The sequence below is a fragment of the Bradyrhizobium sp. Ses1 genome (genome assembly GCF_059512365.1).
In genome coordinates, this window is the sequence record NZ_JCAMOQ010000009.1 from 140779 (window position 1) to 162518 (window position 21740).

Consider the following 21740-nt stretch of genomic DNA (forward strand, 5'->3'; position numbering starts at 1 on the left):
GCAGTGAGCCGCCTGTCACAGGCATGCCAAACTATGGCCGTACCCGCGTTAAATACACGCGATTCCCGCCACCCCTCATCATCGCAGCGTTTTCATGCCGAGCAACTGTCTCCGACTCATCACGATTGCGCTCACCTGTCTGCTGCTGATGTCGCCTGCGCGAGCGCAGATGATGATCCCGAACACGTCGCCACCGCCTCCACCGCCGCCGCCGACAGCGGCGGCGCAGGCGCAAGCGACCCTGGATATTCTGCAGGACGACGACAAGCGGGCGCAGCTCATCCAGACGCTGCAGACCATTGCGAAAGCGTCCTCCTCCGGCGCGCCAGCGCAGCCGCAAGGTTCGGCGTCGCCGCCGGTCTTCACCGATAATCTCGGCGTGCAGCTTCTGGCCGAAGTCTCGGACTGGTTCGGCGACGTCTCGGACCAGCTCGCCACCGCGGCCCGCGCGGTGTCCGATTTTCCGATGATCTGGGGCTGGCTGGTCAATCTCACCACCAATCCGTACATGCAGCAGATGCTGCTCGACACAGCGTGGCGGCTCGTGCTCGTCATCGCCTGCGCTTTCATGGCGGAATGGATCATTCGCCGCGCGATCCGGCGTCCGCTCAACGCCATCGACCGCTACATTCCATTACGCGCGCGGCATGTCGATACCGTACGGGATCCGAGTGCGGCCAACGAAACGCAGCCGGTCCGGCGCTGGCATGCAACGCTCACCTACGCCTGGCAACTCGCCATCCGGCTTCCCTTTGCATTGGCACGGCTGTTCCTGGACCTGCTGCCGGTGGTCTGCTTCGCGGCGATCGGCAATCTCCTGCTCGCAACCGACATCGGCCGGGCGCCGACGCCCCGCGTCGTCATCCTGGCGATGGTCAATGCTTACGTGATCTACCGCAGCATCCTCGCCGTCACCGCGGCGGTGATGTCGCCGGCCTCCAGCCAGCCCAGCCTGTTCATTATCCGCGACGAGGCTGCCGCCTATCTCGACATCTGGTGGCGGCGGATCGTCGCCTTCACGGTGTTCGGCATCGCCCTCGCCAACATCGCGCTGCTGCTCGGCCTGTACCGCCCGGCCTATCACGCGGTAGTTCGGCTGGTGATGCTGGTGGTGCACCTGTTCGTGGTCGTCATCATCCTGCAATGCCGCCGCAGCGTCGCCGACTGGATCCGGGCGCCGGAGGGCGCGCGCGGCCCGCTGGTGGTGATGCGCAACCGCTTCGCCGATGTCTGGCACATTCTCGCGATCGTCCTCGACCTCGCGCTATGGACCGTGTGGGCGCTGCGGGTGCAGAACGGCTATGCGCTGCTGTTCCGCTATTTCGTCGCCAGTGTCGCCGTGCTCCTGATCGCGCGGCTGGCACAGATTGCGATGATGGCGGCGCTGGACCGCGTGTTCCGCATCAGCCCGGAATTCACGCGCCAGTTTCCGGGCCTCGAAGCACGCGCCAACCGGTATTTCCCTGCATTGCGGAGCATCGTCTCGGGCGTGATCGCTGTCATCACCGTGATCGCGCTGCTCGAGGTCTGGGGCCTGGATGCGGCGGCATGGTTCACCAGCGATCACATCGGCGGACGCCTGCTATCGGCGCTGATCACGGTCGCGATCGCCGGCGTGGTCGCGCTTGCGATCTGGGAAGCGGTCAACGCCGCCGTCGAGCAGCATCTGCTGCAGCTCTCGCGCGAGGGACGCTACGCCCGCGCGGCGCGGATGCGTACCTTCCTGCCGATGCTGCGCACGACGCTGCTGTCGATCATCCTCACCGTCGTCGCGCTGACGGCGCTGAGCCAGCTCGGCGTCAACATCGCCCCGCTGCTCGCCGGCGCCGGCATCGTCGGCATCGCCATCGGCTTCGGCTCGCAGAAACTGGTGCAGGACGTCATCACCGGGCTGTTCCTTCTGCTCGAGAACGCGATGCAGGTCGGCGACTTCGTCACCGTGTCGGGCCTGTCCGGTGTTGTCGAGAATCTCTCGATCCGGACCATCCGGCTGCGCGCCGGCGACGGTTCCGTGCACATCATCCCGTTCAGCTCGGTGACATCAGTCACCAACACCAACCGCGGCATCGGCAATGCCTCAGTCAGTGTCAACGTGGATTACAAGGAAGATCCGGATCGCGTTGGCGCCGTGCTGAAGGAGATCGGCGCCGAGTTGCGCAAGGATCCTGCATTCCAGCACATGATCCGCGGCGATCTCGACCTCTGGGGTGTCGACAAGGTCGATGCCACCATGACGACCATCGTCGGCCAGATCCAATGCACGGACTCCGGCCGCTGGCCGGTGCAGCGCGAGTTCTACCGGCGCATGAAGAAGCGCTTCCACGAGCTCAACATCCAGATCGCCCGGCCACCGCAGACCATGCTCGTGTTGCAGTCGCCTTTCGAGCGGAAGGACGAGTCACGCGGTGCGGAAGCCGCGGAGTAGCCGTGGCGATATTCCGCGCAACAGCATGATCCGAGCCGATCGGATCGGTTGCGCATAGCAAGCCTCCCCCTCTCCGATCGGGAGAGCCCGCCAACCGGTCGCGCCAAGGGCGCGCCCGGTGGCGCGCGTGAGGAGTAACGCTCGCTCGTAGGACCTCTTCTTCACCCTTCCTGATCGAGTCACACTGCGGCCACGAGCCGCATCTGCATTTTCAAAAAACGAGTATGTTAGCTGCCAGCGAGCTTGGAAGCAGCCGCCGCTCGACGAAGGCTGTTGCAAGCGCGCCGGCCGGTGATACGATCCAATCAATAGTGAGGAAACGACAGAAATTGCCGCGTTGCAACGCAAGCTGAGCGGCAAATTTCTCCTCACGAAAAATCGGCAACAGACCGATTGCAAGAGGGAGGACTGCAAGGTGAAGCCAGCGAACACTCTTTTCGAACTTTCGGCATGCTTGATGGCTGCTACGATCAGCGGGTAGGCCCTTGTACGGCTACATTGTGCGCCGGCTGCTGGCGCTGATCCCCACGCTGCTGTTTGCGAGTCTGATCGTGTTCGCCACGGTACGGATGATTCCGGGCGACGTGATCGACATGATGCTGAGCCAGAACGATCTGGCGGCCGACAAGCTGAGCCGCGAGCAGCTCGTTCAAGCGCTCGGCCTCGACAAGCCCATGGCCGAACAATACCTGATCTGGATCGCCGGCATCTTGAAAGGCGATTTCGGCCGCTCGCTCTGGCAATCGACTCCTGTCCTGGAACTCGTGCTGCAGCGCCTGCCCGTCACCTTTGAGCTCGGCGTCATCGCGCTCGCGGTGGGTCTCGTGATCGCGCTGCCGATCGGCGTCTACTCCGCCGTCCGGCAGGACACGGTGGGAGATTTCGTCGCGCGCTCGTTTTCGATTCTTTTGCTGGCCGTGCCGAGCTTCTGGATGGGCACCATGGTGATGGTGTTCCCATCGATCTGGTGGGGCTGGTCGCCCGAAGTGAACTATGTGAAGTTCGCCGACGACCCGATCCAGAATCTCAAGCAGATCATCGTGCCGGCCATGGTTCTCGGCGCGAGCCTGTCGGCCGTCACGATGCGCATGACGCGCACCATGATGCTGGAGGTACTGCGCCAGGACTACATCCGCACCGCCCGCGCCAAGGGTCTCAACCAACGCCTCGTCATCATGCGCCACGCCTTGCGCAACGCGCTCATCCCGGTGATTACGCTGGTGGGTCTCCAGGCCCCCCTGCTGATCGGCGGCGCCATCATCATCGAGCAGATATTCGTCATCCCCGGCATGGGGCTTCTCCTGCTCGAGGCGGTGAATCAGCGAGACTACCCGATCGTCACCGGCGTGTTCCTGACGGTTGGACTCGCAGTGATGCTCATCAACCTCATGGTCGACCTTAGCTACGGACTGCTCGATCCGCGAGTGAGGACCAGATGACGGCGATCGAACAGGCCAATCCCTCCGTCGGTCAGGAGACGAGACGCAACCCGGCACTGCAGTTTCTGGGCCGCCTGTTCCGCGAGAAGCCGTTTGGTGCCGCGGCCGGGATCATCTTTCTGCTGTTCGTCTTTGCCGGCCTGTTCGCGGATGTGCTGGCGCCCTATGGCTTCAACGAGATCAATCCCATACAGCGGCTCAAGCCGCCGTCCTGGGCGCATCTCTTCGGCACCGACAATCTCGGCCGGGACCTGTTCTCGCGCTGCCTGTATGGCGCCCGCCTTTCGGTAATCATCGGTTTCTCGGCCGCGTTTCTTGCAACCGTGATCTCGGTGCTGATCGGCGCACTGACGGGCTATCTCGGCGGCCGCTTCGATCTGATCACGCAGCGATTCGTCGATGCCTACATGTCCTTTCCCGAACTGGTGATCCTGATCGCTGTCGTCTCCGTGGTCGGTCCGGGCATGCCGCAAATCATCGGCGTGTTGAGCCTTGCCTTCGGCATCGCCGGTTCGCGCATCATCCGTGGCGCCGTCGTCTCCGTGCGCGAGCACATGTATGTGCACGCCAGCCAGTCGATCGGCGCCTCCACCGGCCGCATCCTCTGGCGGCATATCCTGCCCAACATCATGCCGCCGATCATCGTGCTGTTCACCACCCGCGTCGGCGCCGTGATCCTCGTCGAGTCCGGACTGTCGTTCCTCGGGCTTGGCGTTCCGCCGCCGGCGCCGACCTGGGGCGGATTGCTGTCGGGCAGCGGCCGAACCTACATGTTCCAGGGTCCATGGCTGGCGCTGGCGCCGGGCCTCTGCCTGACCATCGTGGTCTATGCCACCAACGTCTTTGGCGATGCGTTGCGCGATCTGCTCGACCCGCGCATGCGCGGATCGCGATAGCCGGCGGGCATACAAAACAAACAAAGAGGAGGGAGAGAAGCATGGATCGGAAGACGACGTTCGGCAGTCTCGCGCGAGGTTTGGCCATCGCAGCTACGCTTGGCCTGTCGCAGTCGCCTGCCCTGGCGGACGAAAAGCCGCAAGTCGGCGGCACGCTCAACATCGGCATGGTCTACGTGACGCTGTCGCCGCTATCGTGGGATCCCGCCGACTGGACCTGGAAATTCCAGCAGGACACCGGGCTGATGTACGAGCAGCTCTTTGTCGGCGATCTTTCCAAGGCAAAGCGCAACGGCGGCAAATACAGCTTCGTGCCCGATGCCTGGCTGCCGAGTGACGCCGTCAAGGGTGAGCTCGCGGAAAGCTGGGAATGGAAGGAAAATCCGCTCCGCGTCGAGGTCAAGCTCCGCAAGGGCGTGATGTTTCCCGAAAAGCCCGGCGTGATGGCCTCGCGCGAACTCGTCGCCGACGACGTCGTGCAAAGCTACTACCGCCTCGACAAGAGCCCGAAGAAGGTCCCGACCTATTTCGATCATGTGCAGAAAGTCGAGGCGACGGACCCGCACACGGTTGTCTTTACCTTCAACAACTATCACGCCGAGTGGGATTACCGTTTCGGCTGGGGCTACTATTCCGGCATCGTGCCGAAGGAAGTGGTCGACGCCGGCGCCGGCAACTGGAAGAACGCCAACGGCACCGGCCCGTTCATGCTGACGGACTATATCCAGGGCAACGCCGTCACATTCTCGAAGAACCCGGTCTACTGGGACAAGGAAAAGATCGCCGGCCAGGAGTACAAGCTCCCGTTCGTCGACAAGATCGTCTATCGCACTATCAAGGATGAGGCCACGTTCCTCACCGCGCTGCGCACGGCCAAGCTCGACCTTCTCGAAGCGATCAGATGGACCGCCGTAGACGAATTGAAGAAGAGTGCGCCCCAATTGCAGTGGTCGCGTTCGCTCGGCACCGGCGGCACCTTCCTTGCCATGCGCGTCGACACCAAGCCGTTCGACGACATTCGCGTGCGGCGCGCGCTGAACATGGCGGTCAACAAGAAGGAGATCGTGGCTTCCTATTATAATGGCAATGCCGAACTGTTCGCCTATCCCATGCATCCGGATTACATCGGCTACTACGAGCCACTGGAAAGTATGCCCGACAGTGTGAAGGAGCTCTTCACCTACAATCCGGAGAAGGCGAAGGCCCTGCTGAAGGAAGCCGGCTATCCCAACGGCTTCTCCTTCAAGGTCCAGGTCTGCTCCTGCTCGCCGGATCACATGGATTTGCTGCCGCTGGTCGCGGCCTATCTGGAGAAAGTCGGCGTCAAGCTGGAGATCCAGCCGATGGAATATGGCGCCTTCCTCTCCGCCATGACGACGAAGACCAACGCCGCCGGCTATTTCATGCGCAACGGCCACACCAATCCCACGACCTCGATCCGCAAGAGCTTCGTCACCAAGCAGACCTGGAATCCGTCGCAATACTCCGATCCCGAATTCGACAAGAAGATGAACGACGTCTACCTGGAGCGGGACGAGTCCAAGCGCCAGGAAATGATCAAGGCGCTGACGCGCGAGATCGTGGACAAGGCCCCCTATATCTGGCTGCCCGTCGACTACTTTTATACGGCATGGTGGCCGTGGGTGAAGAACTATGGCGGCGAACTGCGTGTCGGCTCCGAACGACCCGGTCCGATCCATGCTCGACTCTGGATCGATCAGGATCTCAAGAAGAAGCTTGGTTACTAGAGGCCTCGCAAATGACGGCGGCAGCCAAACCTCTCCTCAGCGTACGCAACCTCGTGACCCGGTTCGGTCGCGGCCGGGGAGCGGTGACCGCCGTCGATGATGTCTCCTTCGATGTCGGCGTGGGAGAAACGGTGGCTGTTGTCGGCGAGTCGGGCTCAGGCAAAAGCGTGACGGCGCTGTCGATCCTGCGCCTGATTCCCTCGCCGCCCGGCCGGATCGAAAGCGGCGAGATCCTGTTCGAAGGCACCGATCTCACCAAGCTTTCCGAGCGCGAGATCATGGAGATTCGTGGCAACCGAATCGCCATGATCTTTCAGGAGCCGATGAGCTCGCTCAACCCGGTGCTCACGGTGGGATTGCAGGTTGCCGAACCGATCAATGTCCATCGACGCAAGCCCTGGGATGCAGCGCTTGGTACCGCGAAACAACTGCTCGGCCGGGTGCGGATGTCGGATACGGAATCGCGGCTCCGCGCCTATCCGCATCAGTTCTCGGGCGGCATGCGCCAGCGCGCCATGATCGCGATGGCACTGGCCTGCGAGCCGCGGCTGATCATCGCGGACGAGCCGACCACGGCGCTCGACGTCACGGTTCAGGCGCAGATCCTCGACCTGTTGAAGGATCTCGCGCAAGGTGCTCGCTGCTCGCTGATCCTGATCACGCACGACCTCGGAGTGGTCGCACGCTATGCCGACCGGGTCGTCGTGATGTATGCGGGGCGCGTGGTGGAACAGGCGCCCGCGCGCGAGCTTTACGCCAATCCCCGCCATCCCTACACGCGCGGCTTGATGGCGTCGGTGCCGCGGCTCGACGGCGACACCAAGAAGCGTCTGGTGCCGATCGACGGACAGCCGCCCAACCTCGCCCGGCTGCCGACAGGATGCGCGTTCGCGCCGCGCTGCAAGCAGGCCACCGACCTTTGCCACCGCGAACGGCCGGCGCTGGCCGAGATCAGACCGCAACACCAAACCGCCTGCTGGCTGGAGACACCTGCACATGTCTGAGGCCGATGTCCTCCTCCGCGTCGACGATCTGCGGGTGCACTTTCCCGTGCACAAGGGCGCGGTGTTCCGCAAGCAAGTGGCGACGGTAAAGGCCGTCGACGGCGTCTCGTTCCAGTTGAAGCGCGGCGAAACGCTTGGCCTTGTCGGCGAAAGCGGTTGCGGAAAGTCGACAACGGGCCTTGCAATCCTCCGGATGCTGGAGCCGTCTGGGGGGCGCATCGAGTTCGAGGGCAAGGACATCACCCATTTCGACAAGTCCAGCCTGCGTCCGCTGCGCCGGCGCATGCAGATGGTCTATCAGGACCCCTTCGGATCGCTCAATCCGCGCATGAAGGTCCGCGACATCATCGGCGAACCGCTCGAGGTTCATGGCCTCGCGAACGACAGAAAGGCCTTTGATCAACGGATCGCGCAGCTGATGCGGACGGTCGGGCTGCTGCCTGACATGGCCGACCGCTTTCCACACGAATTCTCCGGCGGCCAGCGACAGCGGATCGGCATCGCGCGCGCCCTGGCGCTCGAGCCCGCGCTGATTATCTGCGATGAGCCGGTCTCCGCGCTTGACGTGTCGATCCAGGCGCAGGTCGTGAACGTCTTCGTCGAGCTGCAGCAGCGGCTCGGAATGGCCTACCTCTTCATCGCCCACGACCTTGCCGTGGTCCGCCACGTCAGTGACCGCATCGCCGTGATGTATCTTGGCCGGATCGTCGAAATCGCGGCACGGGACGAGATCTATCGAAAGCCGCTCCATCCCTATACCCAGGCGCTGCTGGCGGCCGTGCCGGTCGCCGATCCCGTTGTCGAGGCCACCCGCAAGCGCGTTCCGGTCTCGGGCGAGGTGCCGAGCGCGATGAATCCGCCGTCCGGCTGCCGCTTCCACACGCGCTGTCCGCTTGCGATCGATCGCTGCCGACACGAGGACCCTGCACTGCGCGACCTCGGTGCCGGTCGGGCCGTGGCTTGCCACCTGCACGATATGGCCGCACAATAATGCCGTCCGAGAGGTCGACGCGGCGCGGCGATCCGGCTGCGTACACGCAAAAATACCTGAAGCGGCGCGAGGCGATCATCGGAACCTCGGCGCGCCTTTTCAACCGCGATGGCCTGAAGGGCGCGACTTTGGCCGAGATCGCTGGGGATGTCGGGCTGCTGACCCACAGCATCACCTATTACTATCGCCGCAAGGAGGATCTCGCGGCGGCCTGTCTGCTTGCGGCGATAGAGACAACCAAAACCGTGGTCCTCGACGCGGCACGGGAGAACCGGCCGGAAGACAGAATCCGCAGCTACGTATGCGGCTACGCCGATCTGTTGGCGGAGATCGCCACCGGCGCGCGGGACGAGCTGGTGTTCTTCAACGATATCCGCGCATTGACCGGATCTCATGCGCGTCGCGTATTCGACGCCTATAACGATCTGTTCCGCAACGTGCGCTCTCTCCTTCCCGCCGGCGAGTCGGCGGACGATCGCCTGTCGCGAAATGCCCGGACCCACCTCCTGCTGTCGCTCGTTAATATGATGCGGGCGTGGATCTCACGCTATGAGCCGTCCGACTATCGGCCAGCGGCTGAACGGATGTCTGCGATCCTGATCGATGGCCTTGCCCGATCGCCCACGTCCTGGCGGGAAGGCGCAGCGCCCGAGCTCGGTTGGCCGCGAGCCGCGACCGCACGGGATGTCGTTCCAGAGGCCTTCTTGCGCGCGGCCACCATGATGGTGAATGAACAGGGCTATCGCGGCGCATCGCTGGAGCGGATCGCGAGCAGCCTCAACCTGACTAAGGGATCGTTCTATCATCACTACGCGAGCAAGGACGAATTGATCATCGCCTGCTTCGAGCGGACCTTTGACGTGGTGCGGAGGATGCAGTCGCTCGCCATCGAGCGCAGCCCCTCCGGCTGGGCCCGCCTCTGCACGAGCGCGCGGGAGCTCGTCCGCTTTCAACTGTCCGATCAGGGACCCCTGCTGCGGATCACCGCCTGGGGTGCGCTCCCGCTCGGCCAGCGCAAGGATGCCCAGGCCGGGCTCAACCGCCTCACCGAACGCTTCGGCAGGTTCATCGTCGAAGGAATGGAACAGGGTCAGGTTCGCGTGCTCGACGCCTCCATTGCCGCGCAGCTCGTGTCGACGATGGTCAATGCTGCATCGGAGTTGGAGCGGTGGACACCAGCGATCACGGCGGAGAACGCAGTTCGGCTCTACGTTCGTCCCCTCTTCATCGGTCTGTTGTCGACAGAGAACTCGCTGCGCTAGAGCATGATGAGTATTGTTTGAATCGGCGTGATCGCGGTTGTTCACCTCTCCCATAGGGAGAGGTCGGCGCGTAGCGCCGGGTGAGGGGTTACGGTTCCTCGATGGAGCTCATCCCCCTCACCCGGATCGCATCTCACGATGCGATCCGACCTCTCCCCGATGGGGAGAGGTAAGGCACTTCCGACGTGGCGCCAACTCGACCTTAATCTCATCATGCTCTAATTCGCTGGCGCTGAGAACCAGAGCTTGAACTGAACACCCGGTGACTGATCGAGCAGCTCGATCCGGGCGCCATGGAGGTGGGCCACGGCGGCGACGAGGCTCAGTCCAAGGCCGTTTCCAGGCGTGTAGCGGCTCTGCTCGAGCCGGTAAAACCGCTTGAAGACGTGGTCGCGTTCGCCAGGAGGAATTCCGGGCCCGTCATCGGTGATCGCAATGACGGCCTCCTCATCGACGTTTTCGCAGGCAACGACGATCTTGCCTCCGGCGCGACCGTGCTTGATGGCATTGTCCACGAGGTTGGCGATGGCATCGAACAACAGATCGCGGTCGCCGGTCACCCGCACCTCGCGGTCGCCAGTGATGGAGAGATCGGTACCGTCGCGCTCCGCCGCGGCGTCATAGAGCTCGACGACCTCGCTTGCGATCTCGACCAGGTTCACGTTGCGAAACGCGCCTTTGCGCACCTGGGTCTCGATGTGCGCGATCCGCGTGATCGAGGAGAACATCCCCAGGACGGCATCGAGGTCCGCGATCGTGTCGCCGATCAGCGCTAGATCTTTCTCGCCGATACGTTCGCCGTGATAGGCCTTCTCCAGCCGTCCGCGCATCCGGGTCAGCGGCGTCCGCAGATCATGGGCGACATTGTCGCTCACCTGCTTGACGTCTCCCATCAAGGCCTCGATGCGGTCGAGCATCAGGTTCAGGTTCTCCGCCACACGATCCCATTCGTCATGGCTGCCGCGCAGCGGAATGCGCTTGTCGAGGCCGCTTTGCATGATAGCCCGGCTGGTGGCGTTGATCTCTTCTATTCGTCCCACTGTCCGCTGCGTGACCAGGATGCTCGCCACCACCGCAACCACGAACATCAGGAAAATGATTGCAATCACCGCCGCCCAGATCTTGGCGGCAAAGCTGTCGAGGTCGCTGATATCAGTTCCCACCAGCAGACGATCGCCGCCCGGTAGCGTTGCAGACATGGCACGAAACCGCGATTGGCTTGCGGCATCCGACGCACGAGGGGCATGAAACTCCGTCAATCCCTGTGCAGCCCTGGCCGCCGAAGGCCATTTGTCGAGATTCCCGGCGAGAACGGCGGACGCATGATCGACCAGAAGATACAGTTTTTCTGCGGAACTGCTGTCGGCCACCCGGTTTCGGATCAGCTCAATCAATTCCTTGCGTCCTGATCGCTCGTAAGCGCCGAGCAGGCCGGAATATTCGGCCATGATGGCCTGATCTGATCGGCTGCGCACGAAAGAGGCGGTCGACAGATAGACATAGGCGAAGATGGCGGCGGCGATTACGCCAAAGGTCACGATCGCGGCCAGCGCCAGCTTGAAGGTCGTCGACCTCAGGGTATCAGCCAGGAGCACGGAGACAGTACCCCATGCCGCGGACGGTATGGATCAACGGATAGGCCTGCTGGTCGTCGACCTTGCGACGCACGCGTCCGACATAGACGTCGATGATATTGGTTGAGGGATCGAAGTGGAGATCCCACACGTGCTGCAGCAGCATCGCGCGGGAGACAACGCGGCCTTCGTTGCGGACCAGATACTCCAGAAGCTGGAATTCCCGAGGAAGCAGCGGAATGGCCTTGCCGCCGCGGTTGGCGGTGCGCGAGATCAGGTCAATGGCGAGATCGCCGACCCGCAGGATGGTGTCCTTGGCGATGGTCTCGCTGCGCCGGCCAAGCGCTTCCAGCCGCGCTAGCAATTCGACAAAGGAGAAGGGCTTGACCAGATAATCATCGCCGCCGGCGCGCAGGCCACGGACCCGATCATCGACCTCGCCGAGCGCGCTGATGATTAGGAAGGGAGCAGCGACGCCACCGTCGCGCAATTGACGCATGACCGTGAGGCCATCGATGTCGGGAAGCATGCGGTCGATCGTGATCACGGCATGATCGCGAGACGTGCCGCACCGCAGGGCTTCGTTGCCGCTCGCGGCCAGATCCACCTCATAGCCGCTGCTCGTGAGTTGCTCGGCGAGTTGGCTGGCAGTTTCCGCGTCGTCCTCGACGACGAGAATGCGGCGATGACCTGCCGTCATGGTCTTCTTCCGAATGACTGGCCACAACGCGCGGCGTTCCTGCAGTCCAGGACGTCGCGCAGCTGGCTTTGTCGGAGATGCTCATCGTACTCCGATGGTTGCGCGGGACGGCTCACATGAATGTGACGGTCACCCCAGGCCCACCCGGCGAGGCTGCGCCGGAAGGTGCCGTGTCGCGCTCATCACACCGTGGGTCGGCAGTCAGTAGTAACCGTCGTACCCGCAGACGTTGACCCACTGCAGCCCATAGCCCGTCCACACTTGGGTCCAGCAGTCGTCGTAGTAGCCAGCGTAGGCGGCGTAGCCGAAGGGCACGCCGATGAACGCAAAGCGATTGAAGCGGTTGCGGAAGAAGCGGTTATGGAAGCCATGCCGGAAGGCTGCGCTTCGAAAAGCTGCGCCTCGAAAGCCGGGGCTCGCGAAGCGCGGCGCGAATGCAGCATTCGCATTCGCGAACCGCGCACCAGCAAACCGCCCACCCACAAAACGCGGTCCTCCGCCGATGGTAGCAAAACGCGGTCCTCCGCCAATGCTCGCGAAACGCGTCCCTCCACCCATGCCGCCGAAGCGCGTTCCTCCGCCTATGGCGTGCATCCCGCCTCCGAAGCCGCCGCCGCGGAAACCTCCGGCCATGCCACCGCCGCGGAAGCCTCCGCCCATGCCGCCGCCGTGAAAACCGCCGCCCATGCCGCCGCCATGGAAGCCACCGCCGCCGCCCCCGAAGCCACCGCGAGCGAAGGCCGGCGACGCGAACGCAAGCGCGGTCGTGAGCGCACCCGCGATAAGGGAATTGACGAGCTTGCTCTTCATCCCGATTCCTCCCTGGTTGAATTGCAGCGACGCATCGCGTCGCAACAGGAGAACGATCAGGAGAGCTAAAAGCTCCTTCGACTTCAACTGACAAAGGCGACAGATTCTGACACGGAAGTTAGCTTCCGTGCCAGACTAAGCAGTTCCGCTCAGCGTAACGGCTTGCCGTTCTTCTCGCTGGCGCGGCGGAAGGCGTCGGCGAAGGCGTTGCCGGGTTGTTCTTGCTTGCGCGGGGCGGAGGACGTCATCGGCCCGCGAACACGGTCGCTCGACGAGCCCTTCGAATCCTTCTTGCCGGTCTCATCATCGAGCCGCAGCGTCAGCGCGATGCGCTTGCGGGCGACTTCGACGTCGAGCACCTTCACCTTGACGATGTCGCCGGGTTTGACGACCTCGCGTGGATCCTTGATGAAGGTCCTGGACATCGCCGAGATGTGCACCAGACCGTCCTGATGCACGCCGATATCGACGAAGGCGCCGAAGGCGGCGACATTGGTGACGGTGCCCTCGAGGATCATGCCGACTCTGAGGTCCTTGATCTCCTCGACGCCTTCCTTGAACACCGCGGCCTTGAACGCCGGACGGGGATCGCGGCCGGGCTTTTCCAGTTCGCGCAGGATGTCGGTGACCGTCGGCAGACCAAAGGTCTCGTCCACGAACGACTGCGGCTTCAACTGGCGCATGATCTCGCTGTTGCCGATCAGCGCCTTGATATCGCTCTTGGTCGCCGTGAGAATCCGGCGCACCACCGGATAGGCCTCGGGGTGCACGCCCGAGGCATCGAGCGGATCCTCGCCGTCGTTGATGCGCAGGAAGCCCGCGCATTGCTCGAAGGCCTTCGGCCCCAGCCGCGGCACCTCCTTCAGCGCCTTGCGCGACTTGAACGGGCCGTTCGAGTCGCGGTGCTGCACGATGCTTTGCGCCAAGCCGGGCCCGATGCCCGACACCCGCGACAGCAGCGGCACGGAGGCGGTGTTGACGTCGACGCCGACGGCATTCACGCAGTCTTCCACGACGGCGTCGAGCGAGCGTGCGAGCTTGCTCTCGCCGAGATCGTGCTGATACTGGCCGACGCCGATCGCCTTGGGATCGATCTTCACGAGTTCGGCGAGCGGATCCTGCAGGCGCCGCGCGATCGACACCGCGCCGCGCAGGGTGACGTCGAGCCCGGGCAGTTCCTCGGACGCATAGGCCGAAGCCGAATAGACGGAAGCGCCGGCCTCGGAGACGACGATCTTCGTCATCTTCAAGTCCGGCAGCCGCTTCACCAGTTCGGTCGCGAGCTTGTCGGTCTCGCGCGAGGCCGTGCCGTTACCGATCGCAATCAGGTTGACGCGATGCTGAATCGCGAGCTTGCCCAGGGTCGCGAGCGCCTCGTCCCATTGCCGCTGCGGCTCATGCGGATAGACCGCTGTCGTCGCCAGCACCTTGCCGGTCGCATCGACGACGGCGACCTTGACGCCGGTGCGATAGCCGGGATCGAGCCCCATGGTCACGCGCGCACCGGCGGGCGCCGCCAGCAGGAGGTCGCGCAGGTTGGAGGCGAACACGCGCACGCCTTCGGTCTCCGCCGCGGTCCACAGCCGCATGCGCAGGTCGATGTTGAGATGCACCTGGATCTTGGTGCGCCAGGCCCAACGCACGGTTTCGATCAGCCATTTGTCGCCGGGACGGCCGAGATCGGAAATGGCGAAACGCTTCATGATCTTCAGTTCATAGGCGCTGGGCACGCCGGCCACCGGCGGCTCCGCCTCCGGCTGCATCTGCAGATCGAGAATCTCCTCCTTCTCGCCGCGGAACAGCGCCAGGATGCGGTGCGACGGCAGCTTGTGCAGCGGCTCGCTGAAGTCGAAATAGTCCTTGAACTTTTCGCCCTCGGTCTTCTTGCCCTTGCGCACGGTCGAGACCATGAGCGCGTTCGCCCACACCTCCTCGCGCAGCGCGCCGATCAGATCGGCATCCTCGTCGAAGCGCTCGACTAGGATCGCGCGCGCGCCTTCCAGCGCCGCGGCCACGTCGGCCACACCCTTGTCGGCATCGACAAAGGCTGCCGCCTGCGCTTTCGGATCATGCTGCGGCTGCGTCATCAACAGCTCGGACAACGGTTCGAGCCCGGCCTCCTTGGCGATCTCGGCCTTGGTGCGACGCTTCGGCTTGTAGGGAAGATAGATATCCTCGAGACGCGCCTTGTTGTCGGCAGCCATGATCCGCGCTTCGAGCGCGGCGTCGAGCTTGCCCTGCTCGCGGATCGAATTGAGGATCGCGGTGCGGCGCTCCTCGAGTTCGCGCAGATAGGTCAGCCGTTCTTCCAGCGTGCGCAATTGCGCGTCATCGAGCGCGCCGGTCAATTCCTTGCGATAGCGGGCAATGAACGGCACCGTGGCGCCGCCGTCGAGCAGCGTGACGGCCGCCTCGACCTGCTGCTCGCGCACGCCAAGCTCCTGCGCAATCTGCTGATGAATCTTTGCCACGCAATTCCCTCTGCACCACTTCGAAGCAACCGAACCGCCGGTCGCAAGGCGCCGCTTATGGACCATGCCCGCCGATTTGATCAAGCGGCAGAGAGAGGCAGTTCACAAGCGCGGCCGCGCGAAACGGCGAATCGGTATCGCGGTCTGTGCGCCGTCAATCTGCCGAAGATGTGTCGAATGGCTCTCCAGCGAAGCGCTCCCAACATTTTCCAGTTTGGCCTGCTTGACGAACGGCAGGTTTCATGATGTTCTTTTTTTGTTCTTTCGATCTTAAATTGTGCGCAAGAGGTATTTCATGGACGACGGGTATACCGGCGCCGAATCGTTTCAATTTGTCTTCCACAACGATAACGAGACGCCTCGAGAGTTCGTCAGAGAGCTTTTGCGCGCCGTGTTCGGCAAGTCGGAGCGGGAGGCCATCCTGTTCGCGGCCGAGATCGACCAGCAGGGCAACGCCACCTGTGGCCCCTATCCGTCCCGGGTCGCGGCAGCGCTATGGAAAACAGCGCAACAGCGCATCAACGCAGCCGGGCATGGTCTTCAGATTACCAGCGAAGCGGTAAGGACCAGCCGTCCCTGCGATCTGTGCGGCGCGCCGCCGCCGGTGCAGGAGGTGCAACTCGACGACAAGATTGCCTGCCTCTGCAGCGACTGCCTGCTCGCGGCAAGGGATGCATCCGAAAAATTGCAGGGCGAAGAATTCAGATACACATACGTCGCGATCGATTGGCATTTTGCGGGCATTCCACGCAACCAGCTCGTGACGCGGGCGCGCGGCTTTCCGGGTCACATGCGTGCGGACGTTCAGGTCGCGCTGGATCGACTGCTCTCCTCACCGATCCACTTCTTCGGCGTTCACGAAGAATATCGCTACGAGACGCTGACTTTTGCGGGATTGATGAACGACGGGCGCAATGCGCCGGTGATCGCTCCGCCGCAATATTATGAAGTCGATGTCGGTGAGCCGGCGGCGGTGAAATGTCTTAACAACGGATTGTGGCTGTGCCGCGCCGGCGAGCTTCGCTACGCGGTGCTGCTGTCCATTTATCGCGAATCCCGCAACGAGGACGCGATCCGAATCGAGATCGCAGTGCCGACCGGCGCGGCCGGCGACACCTTCGTTCAGCGCTGTTTTTCGGAACTCGAGCAAGCGGTGCAGACAGCACGCTCCTATCGCGGCAAGATTCTTTCGCTCGACAGCGGGGCCGAGTATCGCGGACGTTCAAGGGGCGTAACTGTGCACCGGTTGCCGCCGGTCGATCGCGAGGCCGTTATCCTGCACGAACCGACCCTGAGACTGCTTGAGCGCAACGTCCTGAACTTTGTCGGCAGCCGCGACGCGTTGCGCCGGCTTGGCCAGTCGACGCGCAAGGGCATCCTGCTTTATGGACCGCCGGGCACCGGGAAGACTCACACCATCCGCTACCTCGCCACCAACCTGCCGGGACATACGACACTGATCATCACCGCCGAACAGATCGGGCTGCTCGAAGCCTACATGAATCTGGCGCGGCTGCTGCAGCCGACGATGGTCGTGATCGAGGACGTCGACCTGATCGCCACCGACCGCGAGCTGATGGGCCCGTGCGAGGAATCGCTGCTCAACAAGCTGCTCAACGAGATGGATGGGTTGAAGGAGGATGCCGACATCCTGTTCGTGCTCACCACCAACCGACCCGAGGAGCTCGAAAGCGCGCTGGCCGGCCGGCCCGGCCGCATCGACCAGGCGATCGAGGTGCCGCTGCCGGATGCGATCGGGCGCGGCAAGCTCGTGCGGCTCTATGGCAAGAACCTGCCGCTTGAGGAGACCACCGTCGATGAAGCGGTGCGGCGCACGGACGGCGTCAGCGCCGCCTTCATCAAGGAGCTGATGCGGCGCCTCGCACAGGCCAGCATCGCCCGCGACGGCGGCAAGTCGGTGATGTCGGCCGACATCGACGAGGCGCTCGACGACATGCTGTTCGCCGGCGGCCGGCTCAATGTGAAACTGCTCGGCGGTGCGCAGGAGATGGCCGCGGAGTAACGCACGCCCGCGTGAAGGGCCATCGCGCCTGGTCCGGCGATGCTACCCGCGCCCCTTCATGTCGCGCTGCTCCGCCCTATATTTAGGTGGTGCCCCTGCAGGCCGAGATAAGGACCGCCGGCTTGACCGAGCAGCTCGCCCTCTTTGCCGACAATTCCTCCGCGTCATCAGCGCCGGAGGGATTGCGCTATGCCGCCGATTTCATTTCGCCTGACGTCGAGCGGGAATTGATCGCGCGCATCGCTGCGCTGCCGCTGCAACCGTTCCAGTTCGGCCAATATCAGGGCAAGCGGCGGGTGGCCTCGTTCGGCTTCCGCTACGACTATACGGAGCGCCGGATGCGCGAGGCCGATTTCATCCCGGACTGGCTCCGCCCCTTGATCGAACAGGTTGAGGCCTTCGGCGGGCCACGGACCGAGATCGCCCAGGCGCTCTGCACCGAATACGAGACCGGCGTCGGCATCGGCTGGCATCGCGACAAGCCGCATTACGAGCGGGTCTTCGGCCTGTCGCTGGGATCGCCGTGCAAGTTCCGCTTCCGCCGCCCGGCCGGCGACAAGTGGGAACGTTTCACCTTGGAGGCGCAGCCCCGATCGATCTACCTGCTCTCGGGCGAGGCGAGACAAATCTGGGAGCACAGCATCCCAGCGGTCGAAGCGCCGCGCTATTCCATTACGTTGCGCACGATGCGGGACTAGTCGCGAGGGACGCTTCGATCACCTCTCCCTATGGGAGAGGTGAAGCAAGAACTGCTATACTCCACCTGATTCAGCACCAGGAGCCTCATGGCACGACGAACCGGTAGCGCCGATCTTCCGCTCCATAACGGGCGCGTGCCCGCGTGGCTCGGCCAGCGCATGTCCACGCTCGGCGCGATCATCACGCAGGCGATCGTCCACCATTACGGGCGCGAGGAGTTCCTGCAGCGGCTCGCCCATCCGTTCTGGTTCCAATCCTTCGGCGCGGTCATGGGGATGGATTGGCATTCCTCTGGAATCACCACGTCGGTGATCGGCGCATTGAAGCGCGGGCTCGTGCCGCTGCAAGACGAGCTTGGCATCTATGTCTGCGGCGGCCGCGGCAGCAACTCGCGCCGCACGCCGGACGAGTTGACCGCGCTCGGCGAACGCACCGGCTTCGATGGCGTGGCGCTGACGCGTGCCAGCCGGCTGGTGGCCAAGGTCGATAGCGCCGCCGTCCAGGACGGCTTCGAGCTTTATCTGCACGGCTTCTTCGTCACCGAGGACGGCAAGTGGACCGTGGTGCAGCAGGGCATGAACGGCGACAAGCGGCAGGCGCGCCGCTATCACTGGCATTCCGAAACTCTGAAGAGCTTCGTCGACGAGCCGCACAGCGCCATCGATGGTCCCGCGCAGGGCGAGATCATCAACCTGACCGATCATCGCGCCGAACAATCGCGCGCGGCGCAGCTCGATCTGCTCGGCGCGCTTGGGCCCGACGGCATCGCGCGCGAATATGCCGCGCTGTCGAAACAGCCCGAGGCGCAGCCGGAGCTGCCGCATCTGATCATGCCCGCGCATCACGACGTCCGCGCCAGCGACGTGTTTACGCGCCGCCTGCACGGCACGCTGGCGGCGGCCGCCGAATGCGGCCCGCGCGATTTTCGGGAATTGCTGCTGACGCCGGGCGTCGGCGCGCGCACCGTGCAGTCGCTCGCGATGGTCGCCGAGGTCGTCCACGGCGCACCCTACCGGTTCAAGGATCCCGCGCGGTTTTCGCTCGCCCATGGCGGCAAGGACCGCCATCCCTATCCGGTGCCGATCAAGGTCTATGACGAGACCATCCGCGTGCTGAAATCCGCCGTGCAGCAGGCGAGCCTTGGCCGCGAGGAGGAGATGCAGGCATTGAAGCGCCTCGACAGTCAGGCGCGCCTCTTGGAGCGAACCGCAACCGGCCCATCCTTCGATGCGTTCGTCGCGCAAGAGCGCAACCGATCGCCCGCGCTCGGCGGCCGCTCGGTGTTCGGATGGGAAGCGGAGATCGCCGGCAGCAAACGCGCGACGCCGGGCAAATCGACATAGACGCCGTCGGCTTCACGCCACTTGCAGCCGTTGCGCCTCCTTGAGGGCGACCTTCATCAGCGGCCTGATCGCCTTGTCCTCCCGGCCAACCACCACGCCGGCCGCAAGTGCGCGGGCGCGCCTGTTCTCGCGCGGCGCCTGCAGCGCTGCTGCCATGGCCATCTTCCGATGCGCAACAAAGTCGTTCAGCGCGCCAAGCGCATCCTGGATCTTCTTGAGATGGCCGGACAGGCGTTTAAGTCTCTTCTGCTCGCGCTTGGCCGGAAAAAGCGACTTAAAGAAGTCCACCGCATACCTGATCTTCTTGATCCTGATCCGGAGCTTATGCCGCGCGCGCGGCGACAGGCGGTCAAGGTGCTGGCCTTGCTTGCGCGCCTTCCTGGTGCGACGGTGCAAGACGTCAGCCGCAAATTTTTCGATCGGAACGTCCATATGCTCGTTCGCCGAAGGCGGCTTCGACTCGACCCACTCCAGCGTGTCGACCAGCAGCCTGCGGAACCGTATCGAGCTCACCGCCCTCTTCGCCCGTGTAAGGGCATGGGCGCGCTTCTCGTCGAACTCGTCCTTGATGGCCTTGCCGCCGCGGCTCAGCGCGCGGTCGTGCGTGACCGGCTCGACCTGCTCGCTGATGAACACGTCGATTTCGCGCGCAGGCGCGAGCTCAGCCGTGAGCCACTTCAGCTCGCGCTTGGCGGCTCCCGTCCCGGCACCAGGCAGCACCTTCGAAAACAGCGAGATCGCCGCGCGGAGTCTGCGGAGACCCACCCGCATCTGATGAACACCTTCCGCGTCAAGATTGCGGACCGCATCCGCATTTCCAGAGAAATGACGAACCGTCGCGCGGGCGATGACCCGGAATGCCTCGCCCGCCGTCATGTCGGCGGGGAGCTCGATCGGCTCGGCGAAAACGACCTGTTCCTCCCTGCCCTCGGCGAGGCCATAGCCGCGGTCCGATTTTGATCGCAAGTCGAGTTCGGCTCCCAACCGTTGCTCGATCGCTCTGGCAATACGGAACAGGTCAGCGAGCCGGCCGCTTTTCAGCTCAAGTTCGAGTTCCTCGATAGGGCTCGCACGGTGACCCGCAACGATCTTTCCCCGATCGATGGCGAGTTCGATCTCACTCCTGCGGGTCCGGACCGGAACGATGGTGCGATGAACCGATGTCTTGAACACAGGCTTCAGCTTGCGGCGTAGCTTGCCGGTGGCGAGCGGCTCGAGCGGCGTGTCGTCGACCTCACGAAGGTCCGGCGCGTCGTCCTTGATCTCCGCTTCCCATTCGCCTCGGCCAAACTGCGCGCCGTTCGCCGACTTGATCGTCTGGATGTTCGTGCTGCCGTTTTGCCGCACGCGCAGTGTCAGACCGCGACTCTTCAGCTTGTGTTTCCCGGTATCGAAATAGGTCGAGACAAGATCGCTGTCCGATCGCTCACCCATTTTTCCACCGGGAATGCGCCAGCCGGCGAGAGATTTGAGGTCGCGCGCGGCGACCCGGAATTTCAGTTCCGTCTCGACAGCCATGCTTGCTCCGTATTGCTGTTGGATGCGGACTGCGCAAGTCCCAGCGCTACAACGCCGAGAACGGTGAAGAGTGCCGCGGCCCGGCAATCATCGTTCCAGCACAGCACCCCATCATCCAGGCAATCGGAACGCTCCGCTCTGCACCGCCCTGCTCACCTCGCGCGCTGTCAGTTCCGAGTCATATCCGTCGGTTTGGAGTACATGCCGTTCGAGATCTCCCAACGAGCAGAATTGCTGATGCATCACCGTGATCTGTTCCGCATCGGTCAGTGTATCGCCTCCGCGTGCGCGACAGCGTTGGATGGCAATCTCGAGCGGGGGCCTGAGAACGATGTAGTGCAGAGCGACCCTGAGTGAGTGGAAGTGCCCCAGGAACCACGGCCCGACAATGCCATCCAGGAGAACAAAATAGCCGCCTCTGGCGTATCCCTCCGCCACGTTTGCGAGGATACGAACCACACTCCGATTTTGCTCGTGCGCCTCCGGCAGATAGGGCGGAATCGCACCGTGCTTGATGAAATGCCAGAAATCGTCGGCGTGAAGATGCACCTTGGCCATCCCCGGCTCGTGGGCAAGGATTTTCGCCGTGGTTGTCTTTCCCGATCCTGGCGGACCGGTAAGGATAAGAACTTCGCCTGTACCATCGTTCATCGCGCTGCAGCATATAGCGCAACGTTCAGCGATTCCAGCGACTCGTCATTCCGGGGCGCGCAACGCGCGCGCCCGCAATCCATTATGCCGCGTGCGCAAGTGGTGAAATGGATTCCTGGTTCGAAGCTGCGCATCGCCCGGAATGACGGAGCCGGTTTGACGACGTCTAGCCCGCCTCCGTCGCCC

15 protein-coding genes and 1 pseudogene are annotated in these 21740 nt (G+C 63.5%); 11 read left to right on the plus strand and 5 right to left on the minus strand.

Annotated elements, in window-relative coordinates; all coding sequences use genetic code 11:
• Positions 1 to 94: 94 nt before the first annotated feature.
• The 7 genes from AC5ZG5_RS13870 to AC5ZG5_RS13900 all read left to right on the plus strand — a co-directional run bounded on the left by AC5ZG5_RS13870 (position 95) and on the right by AC5ZG5_RS13900 (position 9765).
• Positions 95 to 2425 (plus strand): mechanosensitive ion channel domain-containing protein, encoded by a 2331-nt coding sequence (locus AC5ZG5_RS13870; protein ID WP_456642568.1) that lies wholly within the window; start codon positions 95 to 97, stop codon positions 2423 to 2425.
• A 485-nt stretch (positions 2426 to 2910) separates the two neighbouring features.
• Entirely contained in the window at positions 2911 to 3864 is a 954-nt protein-coding gene (locus tag AC5ZG5_RS13875; protein WP_028162678.1) for an ABC transporter permease, read from the plus strand.
• Entirely contained in the window at positions 3861 to 4760 is a 900-nt protein-coding gene (locus AC5ZG5_RS13880; RefSeq protein WP_208821175.1) for an ABC transporter permease, read from the plus strand. The genes AC5ZG5_RS13875 and AC5ZG5_RS13880 overlap by 4 nt, the downstream gene beginning before the upstream one ends.
• 41 nt (positions 4761 to 4801) lie before the next feature.
• Entirely contained in the window at positions 4802 to 6508 is a 1707-nt protein-coding gene (locus AC5ZG5_RS13885; RefSeq protein WP_456642567.1) for an ABC transporter substrate-binding protein, read from the plus strand.
• Positions 6509 to 6519: 11 nt separating this feature from the next.
• On the plus strand, positions 6520 to 7512 hold the full coding sequence (locus tag AC5ZG5_RS13890; protein ID WP_456642566.1) for an ABC transporter ATP-binding protein: 993 nt from the start codon (positions 6520 to 6522) through the stop codon (positions 7510 to 7512).
• The gene (locus AC5ZG5_RS13895; protein ID WP_130225872.1) at positions 7505 to 8503 is read left to right on the plus strand and encodes an ABC transporter ATP-binding protein; all 999 of its coding nucleotides are present in this window, start codon (positions 7505 to 7507) and stop codon (positions 8501 to 8503) included. Before AC5ZG5_RS13890 ends, AC5ZG5_RS13895 begins: the two co-directional genes overlap by 8 nt.
• Complete coding sequence (locus AC5ZG5_RS13900) at positions 8503 to 9765, plus strand: TetR/AcrR family transcriptional regulator (RefSeq protein WP_456642565.1); 1263 nt, start codon at positions 8503 to 8505, stop codon at positions 9763 to 9765. The genes AC5ZG5_RS13895 and AC5ZG5_RS13900 overlap by 1 nt, the downstream gene beginning before the upstream one ends.
• A 218-nt stretch (positions 9766 to 9983) precedes the next feature.
• Here AC5ZG5_RS13900 and AC5ZG5_RS13905 read toward each other — a convergent pair.
• Positions 9984 to 10919 (minus strand): annotated as a pseudogene (locus AC5ZG5_RS13905) (sensor histidine kinase); the annotation flags it as partial.
• Positions 10920 to 11346: 427 nt separating this feature from the next.
• Positions 11347 to 12039 carry a response regulator transcription factor gene (locus AC5ZG5_RS13910; RefSeq protein ID WP_456642564.1) on the minus strand — a complete coding sequence of 231 codons (693 nt, stop codon included), beginning with the start codon at positions 12037 to 12039 and terminating at the stop codon, positions 11347 to 11349.
• Between the two features lie 360 nt (positions 12040 to 12399).
• On the opposite strand from AC5ZG5_RS13910, the gene AC5ZG5_RS13915 reads away from it, so the two are divergent.
• Positions 12400 to 12918, plus strand: a complete 519-nt coding sequence (locus tag AC5ZG5_RS13915) for a hypothetical protein (RefSeq protein WP_456642563.1) — start codon at positions 12400 to 12402, stop codon at positions 12916 to 12918.
• A gap of 80 nt (positions 12919 to 12998) precedes the next feature.
• On the opposite strand, the gene AC5ZG5_RS13920 is transcribed toward AC5ZG5_RS13915, so the two are convergent.
• Positions 12999 to 15320, minus strand: coding sequence for a Tex family protein (locus AC5ZG5_RS13920; RefSeq protein WP_456642562.1), 2322 nt, complete (start codon positions 15318 to 15320; stop codon positions 12999 to 13001).
• A 295-nt stretch (positions 15321 to 15615) separates the two neighbouring features.
• Here AC5ZG5_RS13920 and AC5ZG5_RS13925 point away from each other — a divergent pair, with 295 nt between their 5' ends.
• The 3 genes from AC5ZG5_RS13925 to AC5ZG5_RS13935 all read left to right on the plus strand — a co-directional run bounded on the left by AC5ZG5_RS13925 (position 15616) and on the right by AC5ZG5_RS13935 (position 19385).
• Positions 15616 to 17343 (plus strand): ATP-dependent Clp protease adaptor ClpS, encoded by a 1728-nt coding sequence (locus tag AC5ZG5_RS13925; RefSeq protein ID WP_456642561.1) that lies wholly within the window; start codon positions 15616 to 15618, stop codon positions 17341 to 17343.
• 122 nt (positions 17344 to 17465) lie between these two features.
• Complete coding sequence (locus AC5ZG5_RS13930) at positions 17466 to 18041, plus strand: alpha-ketoglutarate-dependent dioxygenase AlkB (protein ID WP_130228151.1); 576 nt, start codon at positions 17466 to 17468, stop codon at positions 18039 to 18041.
• Positions 18042 to 18128: 87 nt separating this feature from the next.
• On the plus strand, positions 18129 to 19385 hold the full coding sequence (locus AC5ZG5_RS13935) for a DUF763 domain-containing protein (protein ID WP_456642560.1): 1257 nt from the start codon (positions 18129 to 18131) through the stop codon (positions 19383 to 19385).
• Between the two features lie 12 nt (positions 19386 to 19397).
• Here the strand turns inward: AC5ZG5_RS13935 and AC5ZG5_RS13940 are convergent, their stop codons facing one another.
• Both AC5ZG5_RS13940 and AC5ZG5_RS13945 read right to left on the minus strand, forming a co-directional pair.
• Positions 19398 to 20903, minus strand: a complete 1506-nt coding sequence (locus tag AC5ZG5_RS13940) for a CYTH and CHAD domain-containing protein (RefSeq protein ID WP_456642559.1) — start codon at positions 20901 to 20903, stop codon at positions 19398 to 19400.
• A gap of 111 nt (positions 20904 to 21014) precedes the next feature.
• The gene (locus AC5ZG5_RS13945) at positions 21015 to 21554 is read right to left on the minus strand and encodes an AAA family ATPase (RefSeq protein ID WP_456642558.1); all 540 of its coding nucleotides are present in this window, start codon (positions 21552 to 21554) and stop codon (positions 21015 to 21017) included.
• Positions 21555 to 21740 lie beyond the last annotated feature (186 nt).